The organism is Leuconostoc sp. UCMA20149, from assembly GCF_030400235.1.
GTDB classification, from domain to species: domain Bacteria; phylum Bacillota; class Bacilli; order Lactobacillales; family Lactobacillaceae; genus Leuconostoc; species Leuconostoc pseudomesenteroides.
In genome coordinates, this window is the sequence record NZ_VJYC01000006.1 from 1 (window position 1) to 14,802 (window position 14,802).

General features: G+C 36.3%; 15 protein-coding genes. 3 read left to right on the forward strand and 12 right to left on the reverse strand.

Features of this window, described 5'->3' with window-relative positions; genetic code table 11:
- On the forward strand, positions 1-125 hold a 125-nt coding region (locus FF105_RS06185), incomplete at its 5' end, for an IS3 family transposase (protein ID WP_290046486.1).
- 211 nt (positions 126-336) lie between these two features.
- On the opposite strand, the gene FF105_RS06190 is transcribed toward FF105_RS06185, so the two are convergent.
- The 7 genes from FF105_RS06190 to FF105_RS06220 form a co-directional block, all read right to left on the reverse strand.
- Positions 337-1,134: an alpha/beta fold hydrolase gene (locus FF105_RS06190; protein WP_290046459.1), complete on the reverse strand. Its 798-nt coding sequence runs from the start codon at positions 1,132-1,134 to the stop codon at positions 337-339.
- Positions 1,131-2,534: a triphosphoribosyl-dephospho-CoA synthase CitG gene (citG, locus tag FF105_RS06195; RefSeq protein ID WP_147651509.1), complete on the reverse strand. Its 1,404-nt coding sequence runs from the start codon at positions 2,532-2,534 to the stop codon at positions 1,131-1,133. Before citG ends, FF105_RS06190 begins: the two co-directional genes overlap by 4 nt.
- A gap of 79 nt (positions 2,535-2,613) precedes the next feature.
- Positions 2,614-4,152 (reverse strand): citrate lyase subunit alpha, encoded by a 1,539-nt coding sequence (gene citF / locus FF105_RS06200; protein ID WP_147651507.1) that lies wholly within the window; start codon positions 4,150-4,152, stop codon positions 2,614-2,616.
- Complete coding sequence (citE, locus tag FF105_RS06205) at positions 4,142-5,050, reverse strand: citrate (pro-3S)-lyase subunit beta (protein WP_050892381.1); 909 nt, start codon at positions 5,048-5,050, stop codon at positions 4,142-4,144. Before citE ends, citF begins: the two co-directional genes overlap by 11 nt.
- A complete protein-coding gene (gene citD / locus FF105_RS06210) occupies positions 5,050-5,343 on the reverse strand; it encodes a citrate lyase acyl carrier protein (protein ID WP_050892382.1) in 294 nt (97 codons plus the stop codon). The genes citE and citD overlap by 1 nt, the downstream gene beginning before the upstream one ends.
- The gene (citC, locus tag FF105_RS06215; protein WP_290046487.1) at positions 5,333-6,394 is read right to left on the reverse strand and encodes a [citrate (pro-3S)-lyase] ligase; all 1,062 of its coding nucleotides are present in this window, start codon (positions 6,392-6,394) and stop codon (positions 5,333-5,335) included. Before citC ends, citD begins: the two co-directional genes overlap by 11 nt.
- A gap of 9 nt (positions 6,395-6,403) precedes the next feature.
- A complete protein-coding gene (locus FF105_RS06220; RefSeq protein ID WP_290046460.1) occupies positions 6,404-7,555 on the reverse strand; it encodes an NAD(P)-dependent malic enzyme in 1,152 nt (383 codons plus the stop codon).
- Between the two features lie 263 nt (positions 7,556-7,818).
- On the opposite strand from FF105_RS06220, the gene FF105_RS06225 reads away from it, so the two are divergent.
- The gene (locus tag FF105_RS06225; protein WP_114667624.1) at positions 7,819-8,757 is read left to right on the forward strand and encodes a sugar-binding transcriptional regulator; all 939 of its coding nucleotides are present in this window, start codon (positions 7,819-7,821) and stop codon (positions 8,755-8,757) included.
- Positions 8,758-9,110: 353 nt separating this feature from the next.
- Here the strand turns inward: FF105_RS06225 and FF105_RS06230 are convergent, their stop codons facing one another.
- The 3 genes from FF105_RS06230 to FF105_RS06240 form a co-directional block, all read right to left on the reverse strand.
- A complete protein-coding gene (locus FF105_RS06230) occupies positions 9,111-9,944 on the reverse strand; it encodes a hypothetical protein (RefSeq protein WP_147651501.1) in 834 nt (277 codons plus the stop codon).
- Positions 9,941-10,258 (reverse strand): PadR family transcriptional regulator, encoded by a 318-nt coding sequence (locus tag FF105_RS06235; protein ID WP_200136121.1) that lies wholly within the window; start codon positions 10,256-10,258, stop codon positions 9,941-9,943. Before FF105_RS06235 ends, FF105_RS06230 begins: the two co-directional genes overlap by 4 nt.
- Positions 10,259-10,521: 263 nt before the next feature.
- Complete coding sequence (locus FF105_RS06240) at positions 10,522-11,643, reverse strand: alpha/beta fold hydrolase (protein ID WP_290046461.1); 1,122 nt, start codon at positions 11,641-11,643, stop codon at positions 10,522-10,524.
- Positions 11,644-11,756: 113 nt separating this feature from the next.
- On the opposite strand from FF105_RS06240, the gene FF105_RS06245 reads away from it, so the two are divergent.
- Positions 11,757-12,320 carry a TetR/AcrR family transcriptional regulator gene (locus tag FF105_RS06245; protein WP_147651498.1) on the forward strand — a complete coding sequence of 188 codons (564 nt, stop codon included), beginning with the start codon at positions 11,757-11,759 and terminating at the stop codon, positions 12,318-12,320.
- A 69-nt stretch (positions 12,321-12,389) separates the two neighbouring features.
- Here FF105_RS06245 and FF105_RS06250 read toward each other — a convergent pair whose 3' ends face one another.
- Together FF105_RS06250 and FF105_RS06255 are read right to left on the reverse strand one after the other, a co-directional pair.
- Positions 12,390-13,982: a LysM peptidoglycan-binding domain-containing protein gene (locus FF105_RS06250; RefSeq protein ID WP_147651496.1), complete on the reverse strand. Its 1,593-nt coding sequence runs from the start codon at positions 13,980-13,982 to the stop codon at positions 12,390-12,392.
- 245 nt (positions 13,983-14,227) lie between these two features.
- Positions 14,228-14,743, reverse strand: coding sequence for a DUF6622 family protein (locus FF105_RS06255; protein ID WP_147651494.1), 516 nt, complete (start codon positions 14,741-14,743; stop codon positions 14,228-14,230).
- Positions 14,744-14,802 lie beyond the last annotated feature (59 nt).

The following is a 14,802-nucleotide window of genomic DNA, read 5'->3' on the forward strand; positions in this document are numbered from 1 at the left end:
TTCATGATTTCAAAGTGGTCGTTGATGACTTTATCAATTATTACAACAATCACCGTATCAAACAAAAACTCAATGGTCTGTCGCCGGTTCAATATCGACAACTCACCACTGAGTCCGCTAGTTAATTCTATTTTGTCCAACTATTGGGGTTCACTTCACAACCAATCCAATCCCGCTAATTTTAATTTTGTCCACAGCACCTAAAGCACTTTTGAGCTTTGACTTATTGCCGTTTGTTTCTTTTTCGTTTATCATGATTAACTTCTTTCGCTTGTTATTTTATTCACATAAAATGTTAAAAATTTTTAAAAAAATAGACACCAAACTTTTAATCATTTAAGTATTTTTAAGAAAAAAATCTATTTCACTGTTAAAGCGTTCTGCGTCTTCGATTTGCGGAAAGTGCCCTGTATTTTTAATTAAAGTTTTAAAAATATTTATATTGTTCTTTTTTTCACAATAATTACTATAATCACCTGCCCATAATGGTGATTTGTCACCGACAACAAATAATTGAGGAACTGTTATGTTAATAACGGTTGTCCGCCAATCCTGTTTCATATGATCTAATAGTAGTCCGTATCCCAAATCAGCATCAAATGGATGATCTGTTTTAAATCTATTACGAATATTTTTCAATGTTGCTGGCATCTGCTGTTCAGTCAATGGTTGCTGCAAAATTAACGGTGCCAATTCAATAAAATTATCCCAATTAAGGTTTTTTATTCCTGCTTGCCAACCGACATCATTAATTAGTTTTGGTGATTCGTCGACTGTAATTATTTTGCTAACATTTGTTTGTCCAAATATTGTCACATACGCCCAAATCACAATAGCACCCATTGAATGACCAATCAAAATGACATTTTCTAACTTTAAGGTTGTAATCAGTTCGTGTAAATCGGCAGCTAAACGCATGATTTTCATATTTTTGGCTGTATGCGCTGAACACCCATGGCTTCTCCAGTCCAAACAAATAATACGGTACCCATTTTCGGAAAAGTATTTAGATTGAAAATACCACGTCTCTTTGATATCAGAGTAGCCCGGTAAAAATATCATGGTTGGACCATCTCCAACATCACTGTAAGCGAGCCTGACGTGATCGTTTGTCACAATGTAGCTCATACTCATAAAGATCCCACCAATCTTGCTAAGAATATGGTTAAAATTAAGTTATCTGCCGCACCGCCCATGCTAAGGTTTCGTTTAATAAACATTTGATCTAAATCATTGAGAAACTTTAGCCCCTCTGGTGTGTAACTACCACCAATTTGGAAAAACGTCATTGACCAGTGCTGCATGTCTTTTGAAATCGTAGCATCACCGGCCCTTTTGATTAGATTAGTATCATCAATATTACCCGCAATCTTCATCAACGTGTTTAATAGTCGTTGATTTAAGTTACCCTGTTGCTCACAGAGAAATGGCAACGCAAGATTCATCACGATTGGAAAGCCTTTTTCAGCCTCACCACGAACACCCGGAATTTTATATTTAATGAATTGACGTTCTCCTGCTGTTTGTCGATTTTGGCTATTGCGTAAGTTGTTTTTACCTAAATCGTTTTTTACGAGATCTTGAGTCATGTCGCTAATTACTTTTTGAATCGTCAGTAAGTTAGTAATACCTTTCTGTGTTGCATACGCAACTGCCGTTACCATAATTCCTAACGAGAATACAGCACCTTTATGGGTATTGACACCATTCGTCGCTGCAAACATATCCTTTTCAGCCCTTATGCCAGCATTCCTTAATAATGAAAACATCCTAGGTAAATCTGTCCCTTTAAATTGATTACCAATACGATATGCTTCATTTAAATAAGGTTGTAATGCCAATGAGCTATCTATGAATGTAAAAACCGTCATATCTTTGTGCGCGCCATTACTGATTGGATCTACAAGGCCCGGTTTCGGGGCTAACGATACTTCATAAAGCATGCCAGTAAGTGCTGCATTAACAACTTGACTTTGAGTCATTTGTGGCACAATCATTTTTGATTTTTCAAAATTATGAAGCATCTTATTAATCTGAATGTATCCCTCTGCAAGAGAATGATTACCTTCTTTTATGCAAGTTTTGGCATCTTTTCCACACAACAAACACTTTCTTGGGGCAAATCCCAGTTCTTCGCGAGATAATTGCTTATCAGCGTTTTGACACATGACATCTAAATCAAGCAAACGTCCCAGTGGGTGGCTTTCCTCAAAAGTAATCATGATTTGCTTTACTAGTTTCAAACAACCGCTCGTGACAAAAAATATTTCAGGGCCAGTGCTTTGATCTACAAATGATGCTTCTTTAATAATTTGAAGATCTTTGAAAACTGGGTTCAAGTCATTAATTATGTTTTGGAATACTGACTGTAATTTTGGTGACGTTTTGATAGGTCCCGGCAAGTTAAGCTTGACACTAGTGATGACAGCTGTTGGGAAACTTGCCATTAACTGTTTTTGGTATTTTTCGCGCCATTCTCTATTATCAAGAACTTGCATTAAGTTAAGGCGTTCTCCACCTTCAAAATAGTCCATTCGTTTTTCCTTCTGCTTTTATTTGCTATGTACGCGAATCAAATATGATTCGCTTTTCGCCAATAAAATACGCAATCACTTAATCTGCGACTTCTTTGATAACATCAATGACTGAACCATCACGATATTCTGCCACAGCTACTACACGATCTGTAAATTTGAGGGGTGCTGGTTGGCCAACAATTTTTTCAGCCTTTTGTTGCAACTCTTCAATACTGTAAATTGGCAATCCTGGCACTTGCTTTAGCTGTTCTACCAAATCCGTTCTTTTAGGATTAATCGCAATACCAACCTCTGTGACCACAACATCAATTGAATCTCCGGGGGTGATAACAGTATTAACTTTAGGAACAATCGTCGCAATTCTGCCTCGAACTAAGGGTGCAGAAATAATAGTCAATTTGGCAGTTGCAGCGTCTTGATGTCCACCAATTGCACCTCGGATAACGCCATCAGAACCTGACATGACATTGACATTAAAGTTAGTATCAACTTCTAAGGCCGACAAAATAGCAACATCTAATTTATCAACCATTGCGCCTTTGTTAGCAGGATCGGCATACCAAGAAGCATCAATTTCTTGCTGATTAGGACTTAGCTTCATAGAGCTTGCGGCACCTTTATCAAAGTCTTGTACGTCCATTACACGATTAACTAGGCCTTCATTTAAAAGATCAACAGTAGGTTTAGTGATACCACCCAATGCAAATGAAGCCTTGATGTTTTGGGCCACCATTGCCTCTCTCAAGAATCTAGTTACAGCAAGTGCAGCACCACCTGATCCTGTTTGAAATGAGAAATCATTCTTGAAATACTTAGAATTAACAATAACGTCATTAACCGTTTTTGCTATCTTTAGTTCCTTTGGATCTTTTGTAAATCTTGTCGCACCTGATCCAATTTTGTCGGGATCACCTACTTTATCTACCTTAACGACATAGTCAACCTGAGTCTGCTTAATTGAAGCGGGTGTGTTGGGGTAAGGCATAATCGTATCTGTAATCAAAACTAGTTTATCCGCATACTGCGCATCAATTAGTGCATATCCTAGTGATCCAAAAGCAGCGTCACCATTCATACCGTTAGCATTACCCATTTCGTCTGAATTAGGTACACCTAGAAATGCAACATCAATTTTGATTTCACCAGATTCAATTGCACGTGCACGTGCGCCGTGAGAACGGAAGATAACTGGATTTTTGAGAATACCATGTGATACCGCATCACCAAGTGTGCCACGCATACCAGAAGAAGTGATATTAGTGACAACACCCTTTTTAATTGCTTCAATCACAATATCATTCATAACATTTGTTAAAGAAGAAGGCGCTAATGTAAGATTTTGATAGCCCATGTCAATAATTTTTCTCATGACTTTGTTAAAGACAAAGTCACCTTCTCGAAAGTGATGATGAAATGAAATTGTCATGCCATCTTTTAAAGTATTTGACAAGACATCATCAATTGAACTTTGAACTTTACTTTCTCCAGTAGTGGCTCGCACCTTAGGACCAACTCTTTGAATCTCAGGATTGCCATAATTTGTGCTTTCAAACACACTATCATCTAATTGTTCCAAAATAGCATCAGGAACGTCGATATTTACTTTATTTTTCAATGTAATTTCCCTCCGAATCTACTAAATGATTGGCGTTAGCTAGTTTCATCACACGTTGTGCACGCAAGACAACTGGTCTATCAACCATCTGCCCGTTCATTGATATAACACCAGAACCCTTTTGTTTGGCTTCTTCAATAGCAGCAATAACATTTTGCGCGTTGTTAATTTCTTTTTCTGTTGGCGCATAAACTTTATTTACCATCTCAATTTGACGGGGGTTAATCAATGATTTACCGTCAAATCCCAATTGATGAATTAACTGAGTTTCTCGATAAAATCCTTCTTCATCATTCAAATTGGTAAACACAGTGTCAAATGCTGCGATACCGGCGGCACGTGCAGCATGTAAGATAACATTACGTGCATACAAGAGTTCTTGGCCATCAGGATAACGATGTGTTTTCATATCAGTTGTATAGTCTTCGGCTGATAAAGCGATACCAATCATACGGTCAGAAGCATTAGCAATTTCAACCGCATTAACGACACCAAGCGCCGATTCAATAGCTGCCATCATATGTGTTGTGCCAACTGGACGACCAAACTCTTTTTCCGCGTCGGTGATTAGACTTTCCAATTCATGCATCATCGCTGCCGTTTCAACTTTAGGCAATCTAATAACGTCAATACCAGCTTTCACCATTGCTTTAATATCATTTTTATAAAACGGTGTATCTAGTCCATTGATACGCACGACTAATTCTGAAGAACCATAGTCTACTGTTTGAAGCGCTTCATAAACCAGATAACGTGCTGAATCTTTCTCAGCCAAAGAAACTGCATCTTCCAAATCAAACATGATAGAGTCAGCTCCAAAAATTCCTGCATCTTTAACCATAGCTGGGTTATTACCAGGAACAAACATCATTGTGCGACGTAATCGTTCGTTATTCATTACAAAACCTCCCAATTTGGTTGATCAACAGCATCTAAAGCTCTTTGAATCGCCGTAAGGGTACGTGCCTTGATAACCATGTCCAATGCCCCTTTATCAACAACTTTCACCACAGCATTTTCTATGCCATACAATCCCAATGTTTCTTTAATTGTTGATTTAATATCATCGGCAAATTGTTTTGCCACATCAGAAACCAAATCAAATTCCACTCCAACTGTCCCTTTGCTTAACATGATTTGAACATCGGAAGATTCTAATGTTCCCGCAATGGCTGTTTTTTTAATTTCCATTAATATTTTGTCCCTTTCTAATACGTTGTTGCAATTCTAGTAAGTTATTTGAAATAAAATGCTGTGTCGTTTCAGGCACCATTCTTTGCCATACTGTTTCATCTCCTTTATCAATTGCTTCACGGACGGTGCGTGCCGATATAACACCCAGATTACCCGTCGCTAGTTTCCTCTGAATAACATGAACTTCAATTTGCGGATTTAATTCAGAAATTAACTTTTGATTGTACAAGTTTGTGGTGTGTGATAGCGGTTCACTGCCAACATATCGACTAGTTATGCCTAAAACTGAAGCAATTTTATATTTAAACAATCTGACATCTATTGTTGTTTGATAATCAATGGCAGAATCGTTATGTTTTAGAAAATACGCAGGAAACGTCAGATAACTAATGATATAAGCACCACCATTAACCACAATGACGTTGGATAAGTCTTGCACACCTGACTTGACGAGCGCAATACGCTCATCGGTATGAAATAACGAAGCTTCTTGATTTAATACAAACACATAGACCAGTTCATTATCTCGGGATGCCTCTTCAATTAGGAAACGATGACCGTTTGTAAATGGATTGGCATTTATAACAACACTGGCTACTTTATCAATAGGTGTTTTGGGACGCGGAATTGTTGACAAGTATTCCTTAATATCTGGCAATCCTTTTTCCAGCAAAATTCCTTGTTCACATTCAGCCAACGTTTTGAACCCAATGTATTCAAAACTTTTTTGGTAAATTGGTTTGGTGAAAACAAATTGATGAAAACGTCCCTCAACGGCCATAAAGTTTTCTAGTTTTGTCATGAGTTGATTAAAGAGTGTACTGTGACCCGATATTGTTGTTTCTTGCACTGCAACGTACTTAATCACGTCCCAAGCAATCGAACCAGTCCCAACAATTTCCTCGTTTTCATACACCGCGATTGTGATATCTAAAGGATTTAACTCACTATCATCAAAATTTTTGATGCCACAAGCCATTAAAAAATTTTGCCAACCACGTCGTACTGACTTATCCTTTAAATCTATTGTTTTAATTTCATTTGACATCATATCGTTTTAAGCGTGCTGTTTAGCATAATCAACTACTGCTGTTTCTACCGAGTTCACAACGTCATTATCAAAGACAGCTGGTACAATATGGGTGGCATCTGGATCACTAATCATGTTTGCCAAAGCACGTGCAACATTAAGTTGAAGTGCCATGTCAACGTGTTTAATACCACTTTCCAGCAATCCTTTAAACAAACCAGGAAATACAAGTACATTGTTGACTTGGTTTGGCCATTGTGACGAACCAGTAGCAATAACTGCTGCACCAGCTTTTTTAGCATCATCAGGTGAAATTTCTGGTACAGGATTTGCTAATGCAAAAATGATAGGATTCTCGTTCATCCGAGCTACTTGTTTTCCGCTGAAAACATTGGCATCTGACAAACCAATAAATGCATCTTGATTTGCAATAACATCGTCTAATGATTTGCCATCTACTTGAGTAACCTCACGTACAAGCTCTTGCTGGTAACTGTTTGAATTTGCGTCGCCCAAATTAATAACGCCGTTAATGTCTACCAATGTAATATTAGAAATACCAGCCGCAATCAAAATTTTTGTTGTTGCCACACCTGCAGCACCAATACCGTTAACAACAATTTTCAAATCATGAACATTTTTACCAACAACTTTTGCCGCATTAATAATACCCGCTAATACAACAATTGCTGTTCCTGTCTGATCATCGTGATAAACCGGTATGTCAAGTTCATGGCTCAAACGTCGTTCAATTTCGAACACCTTAGGTGCCGAAATGTCTTCCAAATGAATACCAGCAAACGATGGTGCAATAGCTTTAACTGTATCAACGAATTGATCAACACTCATTTGATTCAACGCCATGGGTAAAGCGTCAACATTTGCAAAATTTTTGTAGATTAATGCTTTACCTTCCACAATTGGCAAGCCAGCTGCTGGCCCAATATTGCCTAAACCAAGAACAGCAGATCCATCTGTAATAACTGGAATTAGTTTCCCACTCATTGTGTAATCGCGTTTTTTTGACGTATCTTTAGCAATGAGTTTCGCTAGTCCAGCAACGCCTGGTGTGTATGCTTCACTTAAATCAGTTGGTGTGGTGATATCAAAACAAGATTCAATATCGAGTACACCTGTATGTGCTTGATGAACTGAAAGCACTTCATCCATATTTACCATAAATAACTCCTTTTTCTTTTTCAGTTATTACAAAACGCATAACTGATAACAAACTCATTCTATGGTTGTCATTCTAAAAAGTCAACTGTTTTTTTAAAATATTTAAAATAAATTTTGTTTAGATTTTTTATTTTTAAATATTTAAAAACGATTTAGTTTTTTTAAATTAATATTTTTAAAATCATTTATTTTTTTTGAAATAATTTGATATTTTTATAAATTATTTGTACAATTTGTAAAGATAACAAATGGAGGCATTCGTCATGCTCGAAAGAACAATACTTTCCCAAATTGCTGAGGATTATTATTTAAACAAATTGCCGTTCGGTGATATTTCAAAAAAATACAACATTAGTCGTTATTTAGTTAATAAATACCTTAATGAAGCGGTTAAAGTTGGAATTGTTAAGATCGAAATCACTGAAAATTCTAATCGTAATCCGCAGATTGAGCATATTTTGCGCGACAAGTTCAAAGACATCAATTTTTATGTGGTTCAAGATGACATTAACAATATAACAACATCCGAGCACCTTGCTAATTTTGCCGCTACCTACGTTGATGAGGTTCTACAAGATAATAATAAAATTGTTGGTTTAACATGGGGCGAAACCATCTACACCATGATTGATAGTTTAAAAAACAGACCGCTTGAGCGTGTTAAATTCACACAGTTTTTGGGAGAAAACATGAAGTATAATTCAACCGCCGGCTCAATGAGAATGGTTGAAAGAGCCGCAAAAAAAGTTTCTGGTGAATTTTTAACCTTACCAGCACCGTTGTACATTTTAAACGACAGTGTTCGAAATGGTTTGTACTCAGAGCCTTCTTTACAAAATACCATTGCGGTCGCCGATAATATGGATGCGTTGATTACCGGTGTTGGCACAATATTATCACTTGATTCTATTCCAATTTGGAAGCAAAATTTGAATGCAATTTTTTCTACTGTTAATACTCAAGAAATTGCTGGCTTGATTTATGGTCGCCCTTACGATATTAATGGTCGTTTTTTAAATCTTGAAGCCGATAAAGTGTTGGGTCTTAGCATTGACCAAATATTGAAGGTCCCAAAAAGAATTTGCTTGGTGAGAGGAAAATCAAAATATAAGCCAGTTATTGGTGCAATCAAAGGCAAATTAATTACCGACGTCATCATGACGGAAGGTATGGCGTATAAAATTTTGAATGAAACATCCTAAATTCAAGTTGCAAACTAAATTGCTACGAATCATGATCCAATCTTCGCGCCAGTGTTACATTTCGATGGCAATGCGTTTTCATTTGTTATAGCTAAGTAGGTTGAACAATGTCTTGGATTAACTGGCGCTTTTTTTGTGCTACAGTTGCTCACTTTCATTTCTGAATTCTCATGAAAGTACTTTAATTATTATCAAAAAAGCAATCTTCAATGTTTAAGAAACAAAGAAGATTGCTTTTAATGTGCTATCAACTAATTGCACATTGTCATTAAATTACTAACAAATTGTAAATAAAAAAGAAGTTAAATTTTTTAAAAAAAGTATTTTTTGGAAGAATCAGCTGCTACTTAATGTTAGTTCGTAGCGTCATTTTTCATGAGATAACGGTAAGTTCCAAAGCCAAATGCAACTGCAACGATTGGCACGCCAATTAATATAACCCATAATGCGGTTGATTTAGAAATCGGTTGTGTTAACAAATCAGCAAAACCCGGAATTCGGCTACCAATACCCAGTAGCGTATCAAGTACAATCAAAACATAAATAGTAATAAGAAAAGGCATCCGTTTACGCTCAACTAGGAAAATGGTTGTTGTGATAACAAATAAAATTAGGATAGTACCAATACCCCACCAACCCGGTAAACTCAAAGAAAGTGGTGTTTTCAGGAAAACACTTCCTATGATCAGGCCAACAAAAATCAAAGCACAAGCAGTGTAACTAGTATATTTTTTGAATTTACTTTTTTGATATGTTTCTTGCCCTATCAACCATAAAACGCCTAGAGACCAAATGAAACCAAGTACGCCAGTTATCATTAAATTACCAAGGTCAAATTTTGCTGAAGGTATTGCCATGCTGGGAATGGTAAAGAAGAGAACATAACCAAACAAGATATAGCAAGCTAGTTTGAAAGTTTCAAAAAAAGATTTGGGTAATGTTTGCAATATTTCATCAGCCAAGGCTTGTGGATTTTTACCAAAATAGCTTTCGGCAGATTGTCCATTACTTTGAGCGTCAATTAAGTCGTGCAGCATGTCTAACATGAGTTGCTCTACATCTCTTTCTCTATTAAACATTGATTTGCCGCGGATATAGGTTAGCAAATCTTCATAGTATTGTTTGTTTGCTGAATTTAATTTTTCCCGTAACTGATTGTTTCTATTAATCAAATTATCGTTGTTCATGAATCATTCCTTCTTTCATTTATTAAATCATTGACATTGAGTGACAGCGTATCCCATTTATTTAGAAATGTTTGTCGAGCTTGTTTACCATTGGCCGTTATATGGTAATATTTGCGTTGTGGTCCATCTTTCGACGGTTGCATTTTACCTATAATCAGACCTTTTTTTTCCATACTCATCAATAATGGATAGATTGTGCCCTTTGGCACATCAGCAAATCCATATCTTGAAAGTTCTTGACTGATTGCATAACCATAATAAGGTCGCTGATTAATTAGAATCAACAAACAACCTTGCAGAATACCTTTAAGCATTTGACTGGAAATATCATTTTGCGGCAAGTGATCACCCCTTCTCCTCTATTATGTATTGCAAACTAGTAGTGTAACACAAATCACTAGCTTGTAAAGCAAAATAGTAATAATAAATACATTAACGACAACATTAGATTAAATCTGCCTATACACAACAATACGATTACCTACCAATAACGCCAAAAAAGTAAGGTGACTTCATTATGTCACCTTACTTTTTAAAATGAATGTTACTAAATTACTATTAACACACTCAACTAAAATCACCCCAGAAAGTGATTAATTTTGTCAAAAGCAATTTGTTTATTGCCAACTTGACAGTGCCTCTCCCCACCACTTGCCTGATCAAATAGATAGGTGATAACCGATTTGGCATTTATTAATGACTTGGCTACGTCATCAACTGTTTTTGATGGCACATACATATCATGATCACCCGCTAATAATAAGACATCTTGTGTAATCTTGTCCTCGATACCAGCCATTGTAAACTTTGAAATAGCTTTGATTAAATCCGATGGCTTTTTTGTATGCATCACTTCATTGCCTTTTTGAATTTTAAAGGCCATATCCACATCGTTTTGCGTTGCCGCCATGATTTTACGATTAACTAGGGCTGCAATCACTGGATTGTTGATTTTATGGACTGCATTCACTGCCTTATCAGGTAATTTCATTATCAAAGAATCCATCATACTATAATAGACATCAAAGGCGATCACTTTTTTAATTCTAGGTTCAAACGCAGCGGCCCGCATTGACAGATAACCACCTAAGGACATCCCCATCAAGTCAGCTTCCTCAAGGTTATAATAATCAAGAACAGCCTTAACAGGAAGCTCCCATTGGCAAGTCATTGGCAAACCAGATTTTAGCGACATCCCCTGACCTGGCCCTTCAAATAATACAAAATTGTATGACTTTAATGCTCCGATACAATGAGTCAATACCAAACGGATCAATTCCTCCAAGTAAGAATCAAAGCCACCGTGAAAGACCAAAGTTTTTGTAGCACCCACCTGACGGATAATTGCAACTGGTATTTTACCATGTTGATAAGGTATTTGGTCAAACTCAATTTGAGATTTATCAATGGATTGATAATAATTTGACTTAAACAATGAGTAAGTTTGTGCTTTAATTGGATCATCTTCGCCGACAAAAAAATCTGCAAGTTGGTAGTAAGCAGAAGACAGTGCGTACTGCTTTGCATCATTAGCTTTCTGTCCTAATGCCATCCAAACCGAAATCCAGCTTTTAACATCAGTAATGTGCTTTGCAGCAGCATAGACATCAGCCTGAACCGTTTCATTTTCATAAAAAGGTTCAATGAATCGGTTGATTTGAAAATTGAATTGTTCGTCTGTATGATAATTCTGATACATATTGTATCCTCCTTTTCCTAAATACTACGATAACGAACTATTTAGATAAAAACGAGTTACAATCACGGGCAAATTGTTACATTCCCACCATTTTTGAAAGGATAAACGCTACTATGACAACTAGATTTGAAATCACTAACCAAGAAATTCAAACTGCCTTTTTAAATGTACTCAAGTCAACTGATTTTTCTAAATTAACCATCAATCAAATTTGTGACGAGGCTGGTATTAGTCGTATTACTTTTTATCGGCACTACGCTGACAAATACGATTTACTCTCCGCGATTAATACTACCCAAATCAACACGCTGAAAAAGTATATTCAAAATAGACTGCATCAAAAAGATATTTCAAATGCCCTATTACAAATGACCGAATTTCTTGAGCATGATGCTGAAATAATGAAGCGACTCTTTGAAATAAAACATATTAACCATCAAGACAGTTTAGAATATAAACTCAAAAACTTGTTGTATGACGAATTCTATGATTACATGCTTCAAGAACAGCAAATTGATATCATCAAAGGCATGCCAGTAGCCTATTTTTCAGAATTATATGCTGCTAATGCAACGATTTTTATCAAATATAGTCTTGATAAAGGACCAAATCCACAACTGATTACCTCTTTGAATCAATTGCAAAAATTTGTATTTGAGTTCTTAAAATCAGATTAGGCCGTTATTGATAATAGTAAGAAAAAAAATCGTAGTAAAAACTACGACCTTAGCAATTATGCAACTTAACTAATCTAATGATTGCAAATTATATCGTTCAACTAAGCTAATCAATGTACTAGCATAGGTTGGTGCAGTCGCATACCCTGCTGCTTGTAAGCCATTAGCCATCGCCACATAATTTTTGGCATTAATCACCCCGTTAGCAGCGTAGCGACTATTCGTCAATAAGAAATTCGTGTGGTCCTGAAACGAAGCCATCTGTGAACTATATGATCTAAATGGCGCCAAGACTGTCACCCACTTGCCATTCACATATTCAGACGTGTTCATGTTTACAATTGAACCTTGCCAGCCAGTCCCTTGCTTAATGCCAAATAAGTTATAATATGGTGCTGAAGCTAAAGTTGATTGCCCCCAGCCACTTTCAAGAATTGCCTGTGCCACTGTAACCGAGGCTAATACACCTGTCCCAGCTGTGGCAGCTTTTGCATCAGCCACAGCAGTATTTAGCCAAGCAGCTTGGGTAGCGCTCAATCCAGTAGTTAAAATACTTCCCCCTGTTGACGTTGCTAAATTTGTAGTATTAGGAGTAGTAGTGGTAGCTGTTGTTGCAGCAGTTTTTAATACTTGCCCGACATAAATTGTACTTGACAAATTCAAGCCATTTAAAGACAACAATGTATTAATATTTACTCCTAATTTCGCAGCAATGGCATAAAGTGTATCGCCAGAATTAACCTTATAACTACCGGTTGTTGTCGTTGTACTGGTACTGGTAGTTGTTGTTGCCTTAGAAGTAGTGGTTGATGATTGATTAGCACTCGTAGTAGTTTGGGAAACTTTCAAAACCTGCCCAATACGAATCGCATTGACATTGCTTATTTGATTTAAACTAGCAATTTGCGTAAGGCTCATATTATAGTTTGCAGCTATTTTAGAAAGTGTATCACCCGATTTAACTGTATAGGACGCTGTATTACTAGTACCAGTAGTTGTATTACTAGTACTAGTTGACGCGCTTGTTGCAGACTGAGCTGCGGTAGTTGTTTGCGTCACTTTTAGGACTTGACCGACCTTGATCATGTTCACATTTGTTATGTTGTTTAGCGAAGCCAACTGTGCTACCGTCATTTTATTTGAACTAGCAATTTTGGAAAGTGTATCACCTGATTTAACTGTGTAAGTGCCTGTGTTAACCGACACTTTACTAGTGGTAATATTCGTCGCACTACTTTGGCTAGTCGTTGCACTTGTACCAGCTACTTTTAGAATTTGACCAACACGAATAACATTAACATTACTTATTTGATTTAAAGTAGCAATCTGAGATACGCTCATACCATAGCTTGTGGCAATCTTTGATAATGAATCACCAGATTTAACCGTATATGTATTACTAGATTTTGTCGAAACTGTGGTTGATGCAGTCGTGCTAGATGTGGCTGATTTATCTAATATTAACTTTTGCCCAGAATAAATAGTGTTTGAACTCAAATGATTTGTTAGCTTAATCTCATTAACACTTAAATTATTTTTTAATGCAATGGCATATAAGGTATCACCCGTTTTGACATTATACGTTGTACTAGCAGAAACCTCAATTACCTGTCCACTAACAACTGAGGCCGCAACAGCACTTACTAACAAAGATTTTTTCATACATTCTTTCTCACTTTCAAGATCACTGGATAATTAAATTATAACACATTTGATAAGAATGTTAAGAATTAATTAAGATTATAAACGACATTTTTGCTAACATTATAACTATAAACTGTCAAAAAAAAGCAAATCAGCATTAACTGATTCACTAAATTTGTCACATTCCTGCTATCTATTATGTCAATGATTGATGAATACATTACCATAGTGTGCCTGCCAAACCTAATTCTATTTTAAGATGATTATTTCGTTGTGAACATTTGTTTCTGCGCAGTAAGCGTTTTGTAGATACCCCCAAAGAATAATCCTACCGTAAATCCAGAAATAATACCGTAAAAAATATTAAATTGCATTTGGTTATACAAAGCCGGGTGCATCGCCGTTAAAACATTCAAAAAATATTTTACGAAAAAGTTTGATAGCATGATCGTGATTGGCAATTTACTCCCCGCTTGGATTAACTGCCCATTCTCGACATAAAATTTGCGATTCATATATAATAAATAGCTTAACAAGAATCCTGGAAGCAATGATACAATATAAAATCCCAAAATCACATCAGGATCTGCAAACTTTGTCACTACTGTATTTAATCCCCACACAATGAAAATTAGTGGCATAATAACTGACTTTCCCAAAGAACTAGGACCATCATGCATTAATGCAGTTCCTCGTTTAACAAGTATGATTAGCACCACCCAAACCCAGAAAGGTGTGTTGTGAATTATTTGAAAAATAATTTCTAAAATATTTGCCATGATAAAAACTCCTTTTGATCGTTTCAAGATTTCCAAAAGCGATTTGTTCAATTTTTTGA